This window comes from Cryobacterium inferilacus (genome assembly GCF_019599185.1).
GTDB lineage: Bacteria > Actinomycetota > Actinomycetes > Actinomycetales > Microbacteriaceae > Cryobacterium > Cryobacterium inferilacus.
In genome coordinates this window covers 196421-211967 of the sequence record NZ_JAIEUL010000003.1, presented here as the reverse complement: position 1 = coordinate 211967, position 15547 = coordinate 196421, and the positions used below count along the sequence as shown (strand labels likewise).

The following is a 15547-nucleotide window of genomic DNA, read 5'->3' as shown; positions in this document are numbered from 1 at the left end:
TTGGTCGAACGGCTACGGGTCGAATCAACTACGGGCGGGCGGATGTGGGAACGACGACGAGCGGCACCGGCAGGGCGTGCAGCATGCGGTGGGCGGTGATGCCGAGGAAGATCGTGCGGGGTGCCGCCAACCGGCTGGACCCCACGAAGGCCAGTTCGTCCGGCCGCCAGTCCAGGGCCTCGACCGCGTCCTCCACGTTCTTGCCGGCGCCCACCTCGGTGGTGATGGTGCCGCGGCTCTGGGCGTGCCGCTGGTAGTAGGCGAGCACGGCGTCGAGGTGCGCGGTACTGCCGGCGGCGGCCGGTGACTGCTTCTCGCGGGCGGCGTCGACTTCCACCAGGGTCACGAACCGCAGCTCGAGGTCGAGATCCCTGGTGAACGCCACCAGCGAATCGAGCAGAGCCTCCCAGCCGGGTCGGGTGCCGATCGCGCAGGTGATTCGGGTGAGCTGGGCCGGGGCACGATAGCCGCTCGGGGCGAGGGCCACCGGCACGGGGGAGGCATGCAACAGGGCGTTGGCGACACTGCCGATGGTGAACCGGTTGAGGATGCCGCCGCGGGCCGCGCCCACGACGATGCGGTCGGAGTCCAGGTCGGCGGCGGCCTGGATCAGGCCCTCCGAGGTGGAGTCGGCCCAGAGCTGGTGGGTGCTGGCGGTGACATCGTTCGGCACCCAACCCGCCGCCTCGTTCAGCCACTGGGTGGCCTGATCGGCCAGGAGCCCCTCGTAATCCGACCGGGCGGCGTGGATCTTCGCCGGTGCGGCACTCAGGCGTTGCAGCACCAGGCAGATGCGCAGCTCGGCGCCGGTGGCGCGGGCCAGGGCGATGCCCAACTCGAGGGACTCGCGGCCCTGAGCGGTGGCCTCGTAGGCCACCACGTAGTTCGCTACTCGGCTCACGCTGTTCTCCTCGGTTCGGTGCCGGCGGCATCCGGCTCGTGGTCATGCCCGTCGTGGTCATGCCCGTCGTGCTCGTGCCCGCTGTGGTCCATGCCAGGGGCGCAGTGGGCGGCGCTCGGTTCCACGTCCAGCGACGGGTTGCGGTCGAAGAACCCCACCGGCTTCAGCCAGAACGAGACGATGTCCGCCGGCATCACCGGCCACTCCTCTGGCCGGGTGATGTGGTGGATGCCGAAGGTGTACCAGAGCACCAGGTCGGTGTCGCGCACGTCCCGACCGGCCTCGACCCACTCGGGGAGCCCGTGGTCGACGCCGCTCTGGTTGACGAACTCGCCGCAGGGCCAGCGCTGGGACTCGGTATTGGGCGTGACCCAGACCGTGTGGCCGATCACCTGCGCGCGCAACAGCGCCGGGGCGGTGGGGTGGAAGAACGACGGGATCGCCCCACCGGGCACCAGCTTGTACGACACCGGGGTGCCGAGCGCATTCAGGGACTGCTCGTTCACGACCTTCCAAGCCCGCTGCGTGTTCCAGTCGAAGTCGTCGAAGCCCTCGGTCTCGATCGGGGTGTTCTGTTGGGTGATCGCCAGTCCCAGCGGGTTCGACTCGTCGATCGGTTCGATCCGGGTCTCACTGCGGAACACCGTGTTGGTCGGGCCGTCGATGTCGAGGTCCATCCTGGCCACGATGAAGTGCTGGTGGAACGGCGCGTAGGTGCGGTCGTCGACGAGCGTGCCGTTGGGGTGCGGCTGGCCGGGTTCGAGGTGGGTGACCACCATGATGCCGGTGGCGCGCACCTCGCACTCGATGTTGCCGTCCTGGTAGAACCGCCAGTAGACCAGGTATTCGTAGTTCGCCACGGTGACGTGGAAGGACACCACGAGTCGGCGCATCCGGCGTACCTCCGCGCCGCCGTCGTGGTCGACGTGCTTCCAGAGCACGGCGTTGTCCTCCTCGTGAATGCAGAACGCATTGGGGATCGTGTACGGCTCGCCGGCACTGTTGTGGAGCACTGCGTCGAGGTAGCGGATCTCGCCCAGGCAGTCGCAGCCGAGCTCCAGCGAGGTGGTCATGAACCCCAGACCCCACTCGCCGATGTCGAACGCGGTGCGGCGGAAGTGGTCGACGCTCGGGTCGCGGTACGGCACCACCATCTCGGCGAACGACAGCCGGTTGGCGATGGAGCGCTCGCGGCCGGCATCCGTGTAGGTCACCCGGTGCAGCGTCATGCCCTCGCGGTAGTTGAAACCCACCCGCAACGACCAGCCCTGCCAGCGCACCCGGTTGCCGTCGACGGTGAAGCTCGGGCCCTCCGGTTGCACGATGTCCAGCGGTTTGAGGGGCGGCCGGGTGCCGGCGTTGCGGATGCGTTCCGGCACCAGGTGCGGCACGTACTCACCCATCACGTTCGGCGGGTCGACCGTGAATGTGTCTTCGACCTCGAGCAGGTTCATGGTGTTCACGTCGATCACGAAGTGCAGCCCGCTGACCGGCCCCGCGTACGGGTTGGCGCCGGCCTGGCCGCGCACCCAGACATCCGCCCAGCCCAACCGCAGGCCCCGGTAGACCTCGGGGATCACGGCGTCGCCGTAGGTCCAGGTGTCGATGAACACGTTCTCGAGGTCGGTGATGCCGCGCTTGGCCAGTGCCGCGATGACCTCCGGATGCGCGCGCAGCGCCGCGTCGGCCTCCTCCCACTCGTCCACGGTGAAGTTCGCCTGCACGCCGACGGCTTGCTCCCAGGTGAGCAGGGCGTCCGCATCGAGGGACACCACCGCGACCCAGGTGCGATTCTCGGGGCGGTGCAGCACCACCAGGCGGGCGCGGCGTTCTGGAGCGACGCCTGAGGCCTCGAACGCGGCGACGGCTGCCTTGGCCGGTTCAACGAGTTCGATCGAGGCGAACCGCCAGCCCGCCCCGACGCCGTGCTCTCGGGCGAGCACGGCGGCGGCCTGGCTGAACTCCGCGGCGGTGAGGGAATCGAGCGGGTGGAAGGTCATGCGAGCGAGCTCATCACGTGCTTGATCCGGGTGTAGTCCTCGACGCCGTACATGGAGAGGTCCTTGCCGTAGCCCGAGTACTTGAAGCCGCCGTGGGGCATCTCGGCGGTGAGCAGGATGTGCGTGTTGATCCAGACGGCACCGAAGTCCAGGTCCCGCGACACCCGCAGCGCCCTGGCGTGGTCGCGGGTCCAGACGCTCGAGGCGAGCGCGTAGCGCACATCGTTGGCCATGGTGATGGCCTCCTCCTCTGTGCCGAAGCTCTGCACGGTGATCACCGGGCCGAAGGTTTCGTCCTGCACGATCGGGTCGTCCTGGCGCACCTGGGTCACCACGGTGGGTTCGAAGAAATAGCCGTCATCGCCCACCTGGTGCCCACCGGTGCTGATCACCGCGTGGGCGGGCAGCGCCGCCACCCTGTCGACCACGTCGGTGAAGTGCCGCACGTTGTTGAGTGGGCCGAAGTAGTTGTCGGCGTCGTCCGCAGACCCGGTGGTGCGCAGCTCGGCCTCCGCGGTGAAGGCCGCCACGAACTCGTCGTGGATGGTCTCGTGCACGAGCACCCTGGTGATGGCCGTGCAGTCCTGGCCGGCGTTGTAGAAGGAGAAGTCGGCGATCGCCGAGGCGACCTTGGCCACGTCGACGTCACCGAAGACCACGGCGGGCGCCTTGCCGCCGAGTTCGAGGTGCGCGCGCTTGAGGGTGTGGGCGGCGCCGGAGGCGACGGCGATGCCGGCGCGCACGCTGCCCGTGATCGAGACCAGGCCGGGCACCGGATGCTCGACGATGAACGAGCCCGTGCTGGCGTCGCCGAGCACGATGTTCATCACGCCGGGCGGCAGGATGCCCCGGCTGATCCTGGCCAGTTCGAGGGTGGATTCAGGGGTGGTGTCGCTGGGCTTGAGCACCAGGGTGTTGCCCACGGCCAGGGCGGGGCCGATTTTCCAGATCGCCATGAGGAACGGGAAGTTCCACGGGGTGACCTGCCCGACCACGCCGATCGGCTCCCGACGCACCCAGGAGGTCATGCCCTCGAGGTACTCGCCGGCCGACTTGCCCTCGAGCAGCCGGGCGGCGCCGGCGAAGAACCGCAGCTGGTCGGCGCCTGCGGCCACCTCGTCTGCGCCGATCGTGGCCCGCGGCTGCCCGGTATTGCGGTGCTGCGCCTCCACGATCGCGTCGCTGTTGGCCTCCACGGCGTCGGCGAGCAGGAGCAGGGCACGCTGCCTCTCGCCGGGGGTGGCCCGGCTCCAGGCGGGGAAGGCGGCCTTGGCGGCCCGCATGGCGTCGTCGACGTCTTCCGCCGTGGAGATCGGGGCCCTGGCCACGACGCGTCCGTTGGTCGGATCGATGACGTCGAGCATCTCCGTGCCGGCCGGAGTGACGAATTGGCCATCGATGAAATTGGACAGGTTCGGGGTACTCACGGGGCTCCTCTGCGTCGAGTAACACGGCCGGATCGCCGCCGTGCAACCTGGCGGCGGCAGAGCAGCGATTCGGGGCCAGTATGGCACTTGGCCGGGAGAAAAGGCACCCCCGCAGTGCGGGTGAGTCGTCGGCCCCCGTACGTCACTGAGCGCAGTTTCTTGCAAGGCTGAGCCGCTCAAACGGGCGGCGTCGCAGCTACTGCGATGCATCCGTCTGTGACGTCGTGTTTCGCCCGAGGATGTGTTCCGCGCGCGGATTCGTGAGCATTGGTCCATGCCCAGACAGATTCGATTCAACGCCTTCGACATGAACTGCGTCGCCCACCAGTCCTCCGGCCTGTGGCGCCACCCGGATGACCGGTCGCAGAGTTACACCGACCTTGCCTACTGGACCGAGCTGGCCAAGCTGCTCGAGAAGGGCCGCTTCGACGGCATCTTCCTGGCCGACGTGCTGGGCACCTACGACGTGTATGGCGGCACCAACGAGGCCGCGATCCGCAACGGGGCGCAGATCCCCGTCGCCGACCCGCTTCTGGTCATTCCCGCAATGGCATATGTCACGGAGCACCTCGGTTTCGGCGTCACGGCCGGCACCGCGTACGAGCACCCGTACCCGTTCGCCCGGCGCATGTCCACGCTCGACCACCTCACCAAGGGCAGGGTCGGCTGGAACGTCGTCACCGGGTACCTGCCCTCCGCCGCCCGCAACATGGGCAACGAGGACCAGCTCGAGCACGACGACCGGTACGACTACGCCGACGAGTACCTCGAGGTGCTCTACAAGCTCTGGGAAGGCTCCTGGGAAGAGGACGCCGTGGTGCGCGACGCCGCATCCGGTGTCTTCACCGACCCGAGCAAGGTGCACTCGATCGGGCACTCCGGCAAGCACTTCCAGGTGCCGGGCATCCACCTCTCCGAGCCGAGCCCGCAGCGCTCTCCCGTGATCTACCAGGCCGGGGCCTCCAGCCGCGGTATCGCCTTCGCCGCAGGCAACGCCGAGGCGATCTTCGTGGCCGCCTCCACCAAGGAGGTGCTCAAGGGCACCGTCACCAAGATCCGGGACGCCCTCGAGTCCGCCGGACGCGACCGCTACTCCGCCAAGATCTACACGCTGCTCACCATCATCACCGACGAGACCAGCGAGAAGGCGCAGGCGAAGTACCTGGACTACCTCAGCTACGCCAGTGAGGAGGGCGCGCTCGTGTTCATGTCCGGTTGGATGGGTGTCGACCTGTCCGAGTTCGCGCTCGACGAGCCGATCGGCAACGTCAAGAGCAACGCCATCCAGTCGGCCGTGGCCAACTTCCAGGCCGCGAACCACGACGGCTCGGAGTGGACCGTGGGCGACATCGCCAGGGCCGGCGCGATCGGCGGCCTCGGGCCGTTCATCGTGGGCTCCGGCGTGGAGATCGCCGACCAGCTCGAGGAGTGGGCCGCCGAGACCGACGTGGACGGGTTCAACCTGGCCTACGCGATCACGCCAGGCACCTTCGAAGACGTGGTCACCTGGGTGGTGCCCGAGCTGCAGAAGCGCGGCGTCTACCCGACCGAGTACACCGAGGGCACCCTGCGGCAGAAACTGCACGGCCGCGGCGACCGCCTGCCAGACGAGCACCACGGCGCGAACTTCCGCGTCGGCGTGCCCGTGTCCTGAGGAGACCCGAAGCATGATCAGCCTGGAACAGCTGACCAAGGTCTACGGCCACGGTGAGCAGCGCACCGTGGTGCTTGACCGCCTCGACTTCAGCGTCGACGCCGGCGAGATCTTCGCCGTCGTCGGCCCGAGCGGCGCCGGCAAGAGCACGCTGGCGCAGTGCGTCAACCTGCTCGAACGCCCCACCAGCGGGTCGGTTCTGGTGAACGGGGAGAACCTCTCCCGGCTCACCGAGAAGCAGCTGCGGGTGGCGCGCCGCCGCATCGGCACGATTTTCCAGTCGGATGGCCTCTACTCGCGGCGCACCGCCGCCCAGAACGTGGCGCTGCCGTTGGAGTACCTCGGCGTGACGGCCGCGGAGACCCGCGCCCGCACCGCGGAGTTGCTGGACCGGGTGGGCCTGGCCACCAAGGCCGGGCACTACCCGCACCAGCTCTCCGGCGGTCAGCGGCAACGGGTGGGCATCGCCCGCGCGCTGGCCCTGCGCCCCTCCGTGCTGCTCAGCGACGAGGCCACCTCTGGCCTCGACCCCGATTCCACCCGGTCGATCGTGGCGCTGCTCAAGGAATTACGCGACGACCTGGGTCTGTCGATCCTCTTCATCACCCACGAGATGGACACCGTGTTGCAGGTCGCCGATTCCGTCGCCCGCCTGGACCACGGCCGGATCGTGGAGAGCGGCCGCATCGTCGAGCTGCTGCGCGACCCCGCGTCTGGACTCGGCCGGGCCCTCCGCCCGGCACGCTCGCACGAGCGCGCCGCCGCCGACGCGACCGAGTGGTTCGTCAGCTATACCTCCGCGACCGTTCCGGCCGACTGGCTCACCCGGCTGGCCGACCGGCTCGGCGTCACGGTGTCGCTGCTCGGCGCATCCATCGAAACCGTCGACGGCGCCACCGTCGGGCACGCCAGCATCGGCGTCGTCGGTGCCGACCACGAGCACCTCATTGCCGCAGCCCGCAGCCTCGGCCTCGACGCCCGCCCCGCGCAGGCCGAGCAGGCCGCGCAGGCCGAGATTCTGGAGCGGGTCGCATGAGCATCCTGACCATTCCCAGCAAGAACGTGCCGATCGATCAGATCCCGGCGCTGGTCTTCCCCGCGTTGCTCGATACCCTGCTCATGGTCGGAATCGTGATGGTGATCGTGGTGCTGGTCGGCATCCCGCTCGGCGCCCTGGTGCACAATCTCGCCCCGGGCGGCCTGTTCGAGAACCCCGCCCTGCACAGCACGATCAGCTGGATCGTGAGCATCGGGCGGTCGCTGCCGTTCCTCATCCTGATGGCGTCGATCGTGCCGTTCACCCGGTTCATCACCGGCACCAACATCGGCATCGCCGCCGCGGTGGTTCCCATGTCTATTGCCGGCATCGCGTTCTTCACCCGCATCGTGGAGAACTCGCTGCGCGGGGTGCCACCCACCCTCGTGCGGGTCGCCAAGGCCTCCGGTGCGTCGCCGCTGCAGATCATTCGTACCGCGCAGCTCAGCGAGGCGTTGCCGTCGATCATCGGCGGGCTCACCATCAATACCATCGCCATGATCGAGTACTCCGCCATCGCCGGCACCATCGGTGCGGGCGGCATCGGCTACGTCGCGGTCACCTACGGCTACCAGCGCTTCGACAACACCGTGATGCTCGCCACCATCGTGATCCTCGTGGCCACCGTGGCCTCGGTGCAACTGCTCGGCGACCGACTCGTGCGCCTCACCACCCCGCACGCCCAAACCCGCGCGCCCCGCGCCTCACGCCGCGAAGCGAGCCTGGTATGAACCGCCGACCCGCACGGACGCCCGCACGGATGCCCGCGCGCACGCCCCGCCGAATGCCCGGGGCGACCTGTCCGGCCTGACGCGCTTGTCCTGAGTCGCTCGGCCTGATTCGCCCGCACGCTTCGCCCCGCGCCCCACGCACGCGCCCGCTCCGTCCCGTCATCCCGCACGCCTGCACAGCACGCAGACCACACTTCCGAAGGATCCCCATGTCTACGCCCACCAACTCCACGCCCACCAACTCCACTCCCACCAATTCCGCTCCGGCCGCCGAACCGCACGGTTTCGCCCTCAAGAAGCGTCGCCGCTGGCCCTGGATCGCCGGCATCGCCGTCGTGGCCGTCGGTGCCGCCGCGGCCATCGCGGTTCCGCTGCTGAACCCGCCGGTATCCGCCAACGCCACCGAGGGGGCCACGCTCATCGTCGCCACCGCAGAGGGCAACGCCGCAGAGCAGGCGCTGGTGAACTTCGTCGCCGAGGAGGTCGCCCCCGACTACGGCATCACCGTGGAGTTCAAGGGCCTGGCCGACAGCAACACCATCAACCGGGCCGTCAGCGAGGGAGAGATCGCCGGCACCGTCTACCAGCACAAGCTCTGGCTCAGCCAGGTCCTCGAGTCCAACCCCGACTTCAGGGAGACCGCCGCCGTGCCCGTCTTCCGCTGGGGTTTCGGCCTGTGGAGCGACAAGTACACCAGCGTCGACCAGGTGCCGGATGGCGCGACCGTGTCGCTGTACTCCGACCCGGCCAACGAGGCCCAGGGCCTCTGGCTGCTGCAGGAGGCCGGCCTGATCACTCTCGCCGAGGGCACAACGGCCGGCGCCGCCACGCAGGACGATATCGTCGACAACCCGAAGAACCTGCAGTTCACGCTGCTCGACTTCGCTGCGCAGTCTCGTGCGCTGCCCGACCTCGACCTGGCCGCCGGCTACACCGAGTACTACCTCGCCGCCGGCATCCCGATCGAGCAGCAGATCTTCGCCCCGGCCGCGCCAGACGAGTTCGCCGGCCAGCTCACCATCGGCAGCGACTTCGCCGACACCGAGAACATCAAGAACCTCGTTGCCGCGTTCGCCGACCCGGCCGTGCAGGAGTTCCTGGCCACCGACCCCGCCGTCGCCGGCATCCTGCTCCCCATCGACGCCGAGTAGTCCCCGCCCCGCCCCGCCCCGCACCCCGTGCAGGGACCGAGATAACGCCGGGTGCGGCGGGGTGCGTACAGTTGCATCCCTATGGATGACATCTTTTCCGTGCCGCTGGCCGACCGCTACCTCGAGGACTACCGGGTGGGCCTCGTCGCGGAGTACGGGGCGGTGCCCGTGAGCGAAGAGAGCATTGTGGCGTTCGCGGCTGCGTTCGACCCGCACCTGATGCACGTCGATCCGGTTGCCGCGCTCGTCGGACCGTTCGGCGGTCTCATCGCCAGCGGCTGGCACACCACCGCCGTGATGATGCGGATCATGGTGGACAACTACCTGAACGAGCGCACGAGCCTGGGCTCACCGGGAGTGAACGACCTGCGCTGGCACCGTCCGGTGCGAGCCGGCGACATCCTCTCGGCCCGCTTCACCGTGCTGTCGGCGCGGGTATCGGCATCCAAGCCCGATCGTGGTCTCGTGCACACCCGTATCGAGGTGAGCAACCAGGCCGGCGAGCTGGTCATGTCCCAGGTGATGATGAACCTGATCCTGCGCCGCCCCTGACGCTGCCCCTCCGACCGCTTTCGTGGTGCGGGACCTACTGCGCGGAGTAGCCGCCGTCGACGAGGTGGTAGCTGCCGGGGCCGACGGCGTTGGTGCGCACGCCCTGTGCGGTGTACTCCACTCCCGCAAGATCTCCGCGCCGATGCCGCAAGCACTTCCTAACCTGTGGATGGTGGGATATTCCTTGCCGCCGGTCGGGCATCCGCCGTCATCGTGATGTATAGTTGTAGTTACAAGTATTTCGAGGACCCACTGGGAGCCACCATGACCGACACCACACCGAGCGACACCGTACGCGAGCAGATTCTCAACGCCGACACCTCGATGGGTGCGGTGACCCTGCGGGTCGGCGACCTCGAGACGATGTCGGACTACTACTCCCAGGCCTTCGCCATGGAGCCGCTCGAGGAGCAGAGCCGCAGCCGAGAGGTGCACCGGGTGCTCGGCCGCGGGGCCACGCCGTTGGTACGGCTCATCCACACTCCCGACCTGCCCGCCGTCGATCCGCGCCAGGCCGGCCTGTTCCACACCGCGTTCCTGTTCGAGACCCCCGGCAGCCTGGCCGCGACGGTGTACCGTGCCGCGCAGGACCCGCGCAGCCGCTTCGTCGGCTCGAGCGACCACCTGGTGAGTGAGGCGTTCTACTTCACCGACCCCGAGGGCAACGGTGTCGAGTTGTACACCGACCGTGACCGCTCCACCTGGATCCACGACGGTGAACAGATCCGGATGGCCACCGAGTACCTCGACCCGAACGCCTACCTGCAGTCTCACCTCGACCAGGCCGTCATGGATGCCGGGCCCGCCCTGCCCGGTGTCGTCGGGCACGTGCACCTGCAGGTCGGCGACGTCGCCGTGGCCCGCGCGTTCTATGTGGACGCCCTCGGCTTCGAGGCGACCCAGGGTAGCTACCCGGGTGCGCTCTTCGCCTCGGCCGGCGGCTACCACCACCACATCGCCATGAACACCTGGAACAGCCGCGGCTCCGGTCCCCGCGCGGCCAGCCTCGGTCTGGGTGATGTGGCTGTCACCGTGCCCACGGCCGCCGACCTGCAGCTGCTCACCGCACGCCTCGGCGCCCGCCGCATCCCGTTCAGCAGCGACGGCCGATCGGTGGCGGTCATCGACCCGTGGGGCACGCAGGTCACCGTCAGCCTGCCCGACCTCAGCACCGACGAGCTGATCGCCCGCTGACCGCAGGCGCCGGTGGCGTTGGGAATCTAGTCGATGACACGGCCTGCGCGGGCAGACGCTGCGCGATGCCGATGCCAGGCGAGAGCCGCGACGGCGACGACGCCGCCAAGGACGGCGACCGGCATGAACAGCACGATGTTGGCGATCGACTCCACGGCCGTGGGGGAGAGGTAGGGCACGGCGACAGTGCAGGCGACTTCCGGCTGGGGGTCGCCCTCAGGGTAGAGCGTCAGCACCGCAACACCCAGAGCTGCGCAGGACCAACCTGCTTGAGCGGCTCAGCTCACCAGATGCCCAGGTGGTCGAGCAGAATGCGGGTGCCGATTAGAATCAGGACGATCCCGCCCACGATCTCGGCCGGCTTGCCGAACCTGGCTCCGGCGCGCCGGCCGATCACCACCCCCGCCAAGGCCAACACGAACGTCGTCGCCCCGATCAGCGCGATGGACCAGCCGATCGAGATGGGCACGAAGGCGAGGGTGATTCCCACGGCCAGCGCATCGATGCTCGTGGCCAGCGCCAACACCAACAGGGTGCGGATGTCGAGCCGATCGAAGTCGCGCTCGGTGTCCGGATGCGCCGAGAAGGCCTCCCAGAGCATCTTGCCGCCCACGAGCAGCAGGAGCCCGAAAGCCACCCAGTGATCGAATTCGGTGATGTATCGGGCGAACTGGCTGCCGAGCATCCACCCGATCAGGGGCATGACGGCCTGGAAGAGCCCGAAGGTGAGGGCGATGACCATGGCATGGCGCAGAGTGAAGGTGCGCATGTGCACACCCTTGGTGAGGGCCACGGCGAATGCGTCGGCCGAGACGCCGAGGGCGATGAGAAAAAGGGCCCAGAAGGACATGGCGGGATACGGCCTTTCGTACAGGGCCGAGCCGCAGTGAAGGGTGCGTTCGGCATGGGTGGGTGCCGAAGGTCTCGTTCGCCCTGCCGTTCGGCCGGGTGGCACGCCGGGTGACGAAATCACCAGTATGTCGACGTACCTCCGTGTCCCCACTTTCGGGACAGGTCGGGAACTACTCCCCTTCGCTCACCAGTATGCCAGCCGCGTTCCTCACGGTAGGTTCCAAGGTCGCCGCACGACACAATGAGTGGTGTGCGACCGTTAGGTCCCGCGCCGCAGAAAGCAGACACCGTGCACGCTCAGAACCCGCTCGTCTTCCCGGTTTCCGGGGTGTCAACGGACGCAGGGCAACGGTTTGCGCAGGAGGCGCCCGAATCCGTGCACGCCGGCTTCCCCTCCCCGGCCCAGGGCTACTACAACGGGCCGGTCGACCTCAACCGGCACCTGATCAGGGATCCGACCGCCACGTTCATCGTGCGGGTCAGCGGCGACAGTATGACCGGTGCGGGCATCTACGACGGTGACGAGGTGATCGTGGACCGCTCGCTGGAGGCCAGGGACGGCAGCGTGGTGATCGCGGTGGTCGACAACGAGCTCACCATCAAGCGGCTGCGGCTCGACGGTGACACCGTGCGCCTGGTGCCCGAGAACCCCGCCTATCCCGATATCGTGCTGCACGAGCTGACCGAGCTGTCGGTATGGGGCGTCGTCACCAGGTGCCTGCACCGTGTCTAGGCGCACCGGGTCGTCAGCACCGTCGATAGCGATCGTCGACGCCAACAACTTCTACGTCTCCTGCGAGCGCATCTTCGACCCCAGCCTCGAGGGCAAGCCGGTGGTGGTGCTGTCGAATAACGACGGATGCGTCATCGCCCGCTCGCAGGAAGCCAAGGCCTTGGGGCTCGACATGGCGGCGTCGTGGCAGAGCATCGCCGCCGAGGCCACCGCCAAGGGGGTCATCGCCCGCTCCAGCAACTACGAGCTCTACGGCGACATCTCCGCCCGCTGCGTGGAACTGCTCGGGCGGTTCACCTCCTCCCAGGAGGTGTACTCCATCGACGAGAGCTTCATCAGACTCACCGGCACCGCCGCGCAGGTCAGCGGCATCGCCAGGGAGATCCGGCTGGCGACCAAGAAGCTGATCGGCCTGCCCGTGAGCATCGGCATCGCGCCGAGCAAGACCCTGGCCAAGCTGGCCAACCGGGGCTCCAAGTCGTCGCCGGCGCTGCAGGGGGTGTGCAACCTCGGCATGTACTCGCCCGCGCAGCTCACCGCGATCCTGGCATCGGTGGAGGTGGGCGAGGTGTGGGGGATCGGCTCCCGCACGGCACAGAAACTCGCCGGCATGGGCATCCACACCGCCGCTGACCTGCGCGACACCGACGCCGTGCAGCTGCGCCGGCGGTTCGGCGTGAACCAGGAGCGGGTGGTGCAGGAACTGCGCGGCATCGACTGCCTGCCGCTGGAAGAGGAACGGGCCGACCGGGAGCAGATTCAGTTCTCGCGTTCGTTCGCGGTGCCGATCAGCACCGTGGCCGAACTCGAAGAGGTGCTGTCGGTCTACACCCAGCGCGCGGCGGCCCGGCTGCGCGAGCAGGGTTCGCTGGCCCGCATGATGAGCTGCACCGCGTCGACGTCACCGTTCCGCGACAACCACGTCAGCCACGCCGTCTCGCTGGCGTTCCCGAACCCCACCGACGATCCGGTGGAAATGTACCGGGCGGCGGTCACCGCGCTTGGTCCGCAGCTGCAGGCCGGCCAGCAGTACGTGCGGGTGGGTGTGAGCCTGTACGAGTTCTCGTCACGCGACTCGCACGCTGCCCTGGACATCTTCGGCACCGACCCCACCCCGTTCGCGGCCGGCGCCGTGCTCGACTCCATCGCGGCCAAGTACGGCCAGGAGAACCTGGGCCTCGGCCGCGCCGGCCTCAAGACCAACCGGGCCTGGACGATGCGGCGGGAGATGGTCTCCCCGCGGGCGACCACGCACTGGGACGAACTGATCACCGTCGCCGCCAAATGACGGGCCTAGCCGATGCGGAGGCCTGGCTCGGTCGCATCGGTGCGTAGGCTCGCCCAGTTCGCGAGTAACTGCAACCCGTCATGGGACGGTGAACCGGGCTCGGCCGAGAACACCAGCATGTGCAGGCCCCGGTCCGAGGTGAGGTCCATGCCCTGATAGGTGAGGTCGAGGTCGCCGACTACGGGGTGGTGGATGCTCTTGGTGCCGGTGCGGTGCTCGCGCACGTCGTGCGCGCCCCACAGCATGCGGAACAGGTCGCTCTGGGTGGAGAGTTCGCCCACGAGGTCGCTCAGCTGGCGGTCATAGGGGGAGCGGCCCGCCTCAGCCCGGAGGATGGCGACGATCTGGCGGGCATTGCCGTCCCAGTCCGGGTAGAACGTCTGCGCCCGGGGGTCGAGGAAGATAAATCTGGCGGCGTTCACCGGGGGAGGGACGTCGTCGAGCATCACGGAGAACAGGGCGCGGCCGAGCCGGTTGGCCGCGATGGCATCCAGACGGCCGTTCTGCACGAAGACCGGCACCGTCGACATGGCGTCGATGGTCTGCTGCATGCCCCCACTGAGCTGGGGCTTGCGGGTGGGTCGGCGTCGCTGCGGGTGGGCGCCGGCGTTGGCCGCGCGCACGAGGTCGTAGAGGTGGGCGTGCTCCGCCTCGTCCAGTTGCAAGGCGCGGCTGATGCCATCGAGCACACCCTCGGACACCCCGGTCGCGTTGCCCCGCTCGAGACGCTTATAGTACTCGGCACTCATCCCGGCGAGGAGCGCGACCTCCTCCCGACGGAGGCCGGGAACACGACGACGGCCGCCGAAGTCCGGCAGGCCCGCCTGCTGCAGGCTCAATTTCGCCCGCCGCGAGACGAGAAACTCGCTGATGTCGTCGGTGGGGTGCATGCACTCGAATTTACGCCGCCGGGACACTGCAAGAGGGTCCCTGTCAGGGAACCCGTAGACGGGGCCACGCTCAATCCGGCCGATGCGGCTTGACTCGATCCATGATGAAGATTGCACAGCTCGGCGCGCTCAGCGTCTCCCGCATCGGCCTCGGAGCCATGACCATGGCCGGCACATATACCTCCGAAGGTGGTCTGGACGACGCCGAGTCGATCCGCACCATCCATCGTGCCCTCGACCTCGGCGTCACCCATATCGACACCGCCGAGATTTACGGGCCTTTGCTCAGCGAAGAAATCGTGGGTAGGGCCCTGGCCCACCGCCGCGATGACGTCGTCATCGCTACCAAGTTCGGCCTCGTCTCCCACTCCGGCGGGGGCCCAGGAACCGTGGACAGCTCGGCCGCGAATGTGCGGGCGGCCGTCGAGGGGTCCCTCCGACGCCTCGGCACCGAATACATCGACCTGTACTACCAGCACCGCGTCGACCGGAACACTCCCGTCGAAGAGACCGCCGGGGCGGTGGCGGACCTTATTCGTGAGGGCAAGGTGCTGCACTTCGGGCTCTCCGAGGCCGCGCCCGCAACGATCCGCCTCGCCCACGCCGTGCAGCCGCTGGCCGCCCTGCAGACCGAGTACTCGCTGTGGACTCGCGACGTCGAGGCCGAGATCCTGCCGCTGTTGCGGGAGCTCGGCATTGGGCTGGTGCCGTACTCGCCGCTGGGCCACGGCCTGCTCACCGGACAGGTCCAGAGCGTCGACGACTTCGCCGACGACGACTGGCGCAAGACCAACCCGAGGTTCACCGGCGGGAACTTCGTGCGCAACCTGGCCATCGTCGACGAGGTGCGTGCAATCGGCGCGGAGATCGGGGCGACGCCCGCGCAGACAGCTCTGGCCTGGCTACTCAGCCAGGGCGACGACATTGCCCCCATTCCTGGCACCCGCCGTGTTTCTCGGGTCGAGGAGAACACCGCCGCCGCCGGCATCCAGCTGAACGACCGGCAGCTGAATCGCCTGAACGATCTGACACCCGCGTCCGGTGCACGCCACGACGAAGCCAACATGGCCAGCATCGACCGCTGATCGTGCGCCGTGCGTCGTTGGTCGAGCCGCCGCGAACCCGGCTAGCGCATCCG

Annotated in this window: 15 protein-coding genes; 9 read left to right on the top strand and 6 right to left on the bottom strand. The window is 68.5% G+C overall.

The window, feature by feature from the left end; translation table 11 throughout:
• Positions 1-28: 28 nt before the first annotated feature.
• From K2F54_RS04375 to K2F54_RS04365, 3 genes are read right to left on the bottom strand one after another with little or no spacing between them, the layout of a single operon-like run.
• Complete coding sequence (locus tag K2F54_RS04375; RefSeq protein WP_220604633.1) at positions 29-901, bottom strand: universal stress protein; 873 nt, start codon at positions 899-901, stop codon at positions 29-31.
• The gene (locus K2F54_RS04370; RefSeq protein WP_220604632.1) at positions 898-2901 is read right to left on the bottom strand and encodes a primary-amine oxidase; all 2004 of its coding nucleotides are present in this window, start codon (positions 2899-2901) and stop codon (positions 898-900) included. The genes K2F54_RS04375 and K2F54_RS04370 overlap by 4 nt, the downstream gene beginning before the upstream one ends.
• The gene (locus tag K2F54_RS04365) at positions 2898-4328 is read right to left on the bottom strand and encodes a gamma-aminobutyraldehyde dehydrogenase (RefSeq protein ID WP_308287508.1); all 1431 of its coding nucleotides are present in this window, start codon (positions 4326-4328) and stop codon (positions 2898-2900) included. Before K2F54_RS04365 ends, K2F54_RS04370 begins: the two co-directional genes overlap by 4 nt.
• 274 nt (positions 4329-4602) lie before the next feature.
• Here K2F54_RS04365 and K2F54_RS04360 point away from each other — a divergent pair, with 274 nt between their 5' ends.
• The 6 genes from K2F54_RS04360 to K2F54_RS04335 all read left to right on the top strand — a co-directional run bounded on the left by K2F54_RS04360 (position 4603) and on the right by K2F54_RS04335 (position 10646).
• Entirely contained in the window at positions 4603-5982 is a 1380-nt protein-coding gene (locus tag K2F54_RS04360) for an LLM class flavin-dependent oxidoreductase (protein ID WP_220604630.1), read from the top strand.
• A 13-nt stretch (positions 5983-5995) separates the two neighbouring features.
• Positions 5996-7018, top strand: a complete 1023-nt coding sequence (locus K2F54_RS04355) for a methionine ABC transporter ATP-binding protein (protein WP_220604629.1) — start codon at positions 5996-5998, stop codon at positions 7016-7018.
• On the top strand, positions 7015-7749 hold the full coding sequence (locus K2F54_RS04350) for a methionine ABC transporter permease (protein ID WP_220604628.1): 735 nt from the start codon (positions 7015-7017) through the stop codon (positions 7747-7749). Before K2F54_RS04355 ends, K2F54_RS04350 begins: the two co-directional genes overlap by 4 nt.
• A 209-nt stretch (positions 7750-7958) precedes the next feature.
• Complete coding sequence (locus K2F54_RS04345) at positions 7959-8900, top strand: MetQ/NlpA family ABC transporter substrate-binding protein (protein ID WP_220604627.1); 942 nt, start codon at positions 7959-7961, stop codon at positions 8898-8900.
• Between the two features lie 81 nt (positions 8901-8981).
• Complete coding sequence (locus K2F54_RS04340; RefSeq protein ID WP_220604626.1) at positions 8982-9452, top strand: MaoC family dehydratase; 471 nt, start codon at positions 8982-8984, stop codon at positions 9450-9452.
• 264 nt (positions 9453-9716) lie between these two features.
• Positions 9717-10646 (top strand): VOC family protein, encoded by a 930-nt coding sequence (locus K2F54_RS04335; protein ID WP_220604625.1) that lies wholly within the window; start codon positions 9717-9719, stop codon positions 10644-10646.
• Positions 10647-10672: 26 nt separating this feature from the next.
• Here the strand turns inward: K2F54_RS04335 and K2F54_RS04330 are convergent, their stop codons facing one another.
• On the bottom strand, positions 10673-10882 hold the full coding sequence (locus tag K2F54_RS04330; protein ID WP_220604624.1) for a hypothetical protein: 210 nt from the start codon (positions 10880-10882) through the stop codon (positions 10673-10675).
• A gap of 47 nt (positions 10883-10929) precedes the next feature.
• Positions 10930-11496, bottom strand: coding sequence for a manganese efflux pump MntP (locus K2F54_RS04325; protein WP_220604623.1), 567 nt, complete (start codon positions 11494-11496; stop codon positions 10930-10932).
• 330 nt (positions 11497-11826) lie between these two features.
• Between K2F54_RS04325 and K2F54_RS04320 the strand changes: the two genes are divergently transcribed.
• Both K2F54_RS04320 and K2F54_RS19500 read left to right on the top strand, forming a co-directional pair.
• Entirely contained in the window at positions 11827-12231 is a 405-nt protein-coding gene (locus K2F54_RS04320; protein ID WP_308287517.1) for a LexA family protein, read from the top strand.
• Positions 12224-13519, top strand: a complete 1296-nt coding sequence (locus tag K2F54_RS19500) for a Y-family DNA polymerase (RefSeq protein ID WP_220604621.1) — start codon at positions 12224-12226, stop codon at positions 13517-13519. The genes K2F54_RS04320 and K2F54_RS19500 overlap by 8 nt, the downstream gene beginning before the upstream one ends.
• 5 nt (positions 13520-13524) lie before the next feature.
• Here K2F54_RS19500 and K2F54_RS04310 read toward each other — a convergent pair whose 3' ends face one another.
• Positions 13525-14409, bottom strand: coding sequence for a helix-turn-helix transcriptional regulator (locus tag K2F54_RS04310; protein ID WP_220604620.1), 885 nt, complete (start codon positions 14407-14409; stop codon positions 13525-13527).
• A 104-nt stretch (positions 14410-14513) separates the two neighbouring features.
• Between K2F54_RS04310 and K2F54_RS04305 the strand changes: the two genes are divergently transcribed.
• Positions 14514-15494, top strand: coding sequence for an aldo/keto reductase (locus K2F54_RS04305; RefSeq protein WP_220604735.1), 981 nt, complete (start codon positions 14514-14516; stop codon positions 15492-15494).
• The last annotated feature ends 53 nt before the right edge of the window (positions 15495-15547 follow it).